Genomic DNA, 3,250 nt, shown 5'->3' with positions numbered 1-3,250 from the left:
TGTCATTGCAGCAATAGCGGCCTCAGTCAATCCTGCTGTGTCGGCTTCGGTTTTCAACGCCTGAATGCGATCATTGATGGCAACGGTTTGCTGGCGCGTGGCCTCAACCTGCTTCTCGACGCCGGCGTCGAATTCTTTCTGTTGTGCACGGGCGCGGTAGACCTCCCAGTAGGCATCAGCAACGCTCTTTTGCGCGCCGGTCATATTGATCGCGCCGCTCGCCACGTCGGCCTGGTATTTCGCGTACTCCTTCTCTGCCTGCGTCAGCTTTCCAACCGAGTCGATAGCGGCCTGCTCAACGGTTATTTTCTCGTTGAGCATCTGGATAATCCTTGTGTAGTCGTCTATCTTGGTGCTTCCTGATCCTTTTGCGTTACGCGGGTCTGGGGCAGCGGTGAACCCGGACGCGCTTTTCGTTCCGCCCTCACTGCCGTAAAAACTTGCTTCCAGCGATTTCAACGCCTTATTTTGGATGTCTTTCGGGAAGCTGGCGTAAGCCTTTTTGACGGCTTCCACCTGTGCCCAATGCTCGCGCAGTGCGTCTGTCTGGACTTGCAGCTTTTGCGAAAACATCGGCTTGTTCGCCAGCGCGTCCATGTCCTCGCGATATGATTTTGCCACACCATTGAATTGGCTTAAACTGCCGTTTGCCAAGGCTCCAATCTGCGCAGCGGCGGCTCCAAAGGTTATTCCCACGCCTTTGATGACACGGGCGACGCCATCAAATGCGTCGATAACGAATCCGGCCACCTGCGTCGCCTGTATTCCCCATTCTCGGATAGAACCATCTGCGGCAAGGTCTTTTCCTGCCTGGATCATGCCATTAGTTTCGTTCTTGGCGCCGATAAGCGCACGAACGAATGTATCGAAAGCAGGGGCCAGCTCAAGCGCTACCGTCTTGTAAAGCGCCTCCTTGGTTGCCGTCAGGCGCCGCAGGTCTTCCTCGTAATTCTTTGCAGCGATCGCCTGCGCTTCGGTTGTCTTGACAACCAAGTCACCAGACTGCGCCAAGTCCTTCATGAAGGCCAGCATCTCGGCGCCGCTCTTTCCGAACAGAGCCATTGCGATTGCAACTTTTCCCGTTCCGTCCTCAAGTTCGTCCATCTTGTCAGCAACAAGCTTGAGGTTTTCAGCGCTATCTTTGCCACGCAAATTATTCAGCGTCAGCCCGAGAAATTCCAGCGCCTTTCCAGTTCCCTTGGCGTCATCGTCGGAAGCGTGCAAGCCTTTCGACAACTTGTTCATGGCGGCTGTAACAAGCCCCATGTCTGTGGCTGTTACCTTGGCGACAGCGCCAAGCCCAGATAGATTCTCGACGCTGGCCCCGGTCTTGTCGCTCAGTTCCTTGAGCTGCGACGCCGACGCAATGATCGAGTCGAATTTATCTTTGAGCGTCGACAGGGCGAGGCCGGAACCAATTCCGGCAAGGGCAAGGCCAACGCCTTTGAATGCGCTCGTGAGCGATGCGCCGGTACTGCTGGCGAGCGTCGCCACACGCCGCATCTCGGATTCAAACTGGCTGGCGTTGGCGGTGATCTTGACGCTTGTGGTGTTATCGGCCATTGTCAGCTCTCCTGTTCCGCCTGAAAGTCGCGAATCGCTACCAGGCGGTGAATCATTAGATCAATATCATAGACGCCAAAAACGTCGCACGCCGTCTCCAGCCCTGCCCAATCAAGGCCGCCGAGAGTGTTCCATACACGGATTGCCAGGCCGGTGCCGGTGTCCGGGGTAGCTGGCCTGAGCTGCGGCGGTAGCTGCTGCTGCTCAAGCCAGCTCCTCAGTTTTTTTGCGCGTCCGCCCGCGCCGCCAGATGGGATTCGTAAGATTTCATGAACCCATCCAGCAACGGCGGCAGCAGGTCGATTCGGTCTGATAGCCAGTCGGCACAGGCCACGGCATCGAACGGCAGCGGGTGCGGGTCTCCGCCTGGAATGAGGTCGATTTCCTTGACGCCTTCCCATCCGACGATATAGGCCAGCACGGTTCGCGCCGTGCTTTTACCTGACTCGACCAACTCCAGCCACTCGACATCCGTAGGACGGCGCAGCGTGAAGGTGAACCCGCCCGTCTCGACCTGGAATTCCCGCGCGCGGCGCAGTTTGTCGACCAGAGCCATCAGGACGCAAAGTAGGTTGGGCTGCCGCTCATCGTGATGACTGCCTTGGTCGTCACCAGTTGCTGCGCCGATCCACCCGGAAGCAGGTTGGCGCCAACGTAGCCAGTGAACACCATGATCTGGCCGCCGGTGCCGAACGTGAATTTGAAGGCGCGCTTCGCTTGGGCGTCGTAGGCTGCTTTCATGGCGATCAGGCCGGCATCAGACACGTCCCAGATGTTATCCATATCGAACGTCGCCGCATCCGGCAGGCCGGGAATCTGCGACTTTTGATTCATATGAATTGTCGTCGTGTCGATCATTGCAAAGTTACCGCCCGAACTCGTCAGCGTGGTTGCCGACGTGACCGATGTGCCAAATGTGATCTTCTGCGCGGTGCCGCTGGAGAAGGTGTCGTAGTTGGTGGTGTCTTCGCCTTCGAGGGTGAACACCGAACCCGACGCTGAACTGACGCGGAAAACGCGGTCGTTGACCTGCCACATGCCTTGTACTGCCAGCACGACGAAATCGCCGTTGGACAGGCCGTGCGCCGATGACGTGGTGACGACGCCACCGACGGCTTTTGTCAGGCTGTTGATTGTGAGAGATGCGCCGAGCGCTGACTGCATTGCGACGGCGACTTGTGACCATTTGCGGGCGGATGCCATTGTGTTTCTCCTTTCGTGGTGCTACAAAATCGTGCCAGGCACGCTTGATGCAGTGCGATAGGTCACGCGGTAAACTAATTCGATGCGGCCGACGGGCTTTTCCAGCGTTTCGTCAAAGCCGACATTTATGGCGACGAGTTCGGCCCAATATTCGGCTGACATTGCTACCTCCACCTCTGCGGCGATTGTGTCCAGCGTGTCGTCGAGAGTTCCGGTAGCCTTGGCCAGCCCGATGATGCTCACTGATAGCACCCGCTCGTAAATGTTGCCGATGGTGCCAGGGTTGATCTCTTCGTCGTTCGTGGTGATCAGCAAGCACGGCAACACATCCTGCGTCGCCATCCGCGACTGGAATACCCGCGTGCCGCACGTCGTCAGGCCGGTGACGCGAGCCGCAAGTGCCTCACGGATTTGCTGGCGGGCGTGTGACATCAGACAGTATCCAGAGAAAGCAGCACATCGCCGGCCTCGCTATCGGCCTGCG

General features: G+C 57.8%; 4 protein-coding genes. All 4 read right to left on the bottom strand.

Translation table 11 applies throughout. From position 1 onward, the window contains the following. Positions 1-1,563 (bottom strand): hypothetical protein (locus RUW20_RS01735; protein ID WP_313950470.1); only part of this gene is annotated, 1,563 nt, incomplete at its 3' end. A 217-nt stretch (positions 1,564-1,780) separates the two neighbouring features. Continuing rightward, the gene (locus RUW20_RS01730) at positions 1,781-2,119 is read right to left on the bottom strand and encodes a hypothetical protein (protein ID WP_313950469.1); all 339 of its coding nucleotides are present in this window, start codon (positions 2,117-2,119) and stop codon (positions 1,781-1,783) included. Next, the gene (locus RUW20_RS01725) at positions 2,119-2,766 is read right to left on the bottom strand and encodes a phage tail tube protein (protein WP_313950468.1); all 648 of its coding nucleotides are present in this window, start codon (positions 2,764-2,766) and stop codon (positions 2,119-2,121) included. The genes RUW20_RS01730 and RUW20_RS01725 overlap by 1 nt, the downstream gene beginning before the upstream one ends. A 21-nt stretch (positions 2,767-2,787) precedes the next feature. Beyond that, complete coding sequence (locus RUW20_RS01720; protein ID WP_313950467.1) at positions 2,788-3,198, bottom strand: hypothetical protein; 411 nt, start codon at positions 3,196-3,198, stop codon at positions 2,788-2,790. Positions 3,199-3,250 lie beyond the last annotated feature (52 nt).

This window comes from Accumulibacter sp. (genome assembly GCF_032229525.1).
Classification (GTDB): Bacteria; Pseudomonadota; Gammaproteobacteria; order Burkholderiales; family Rhodocyclaceae; genus Accumulibacter.
This window is presented reverse-complemented; position numbering and strand designations above follow the sequence as displayed.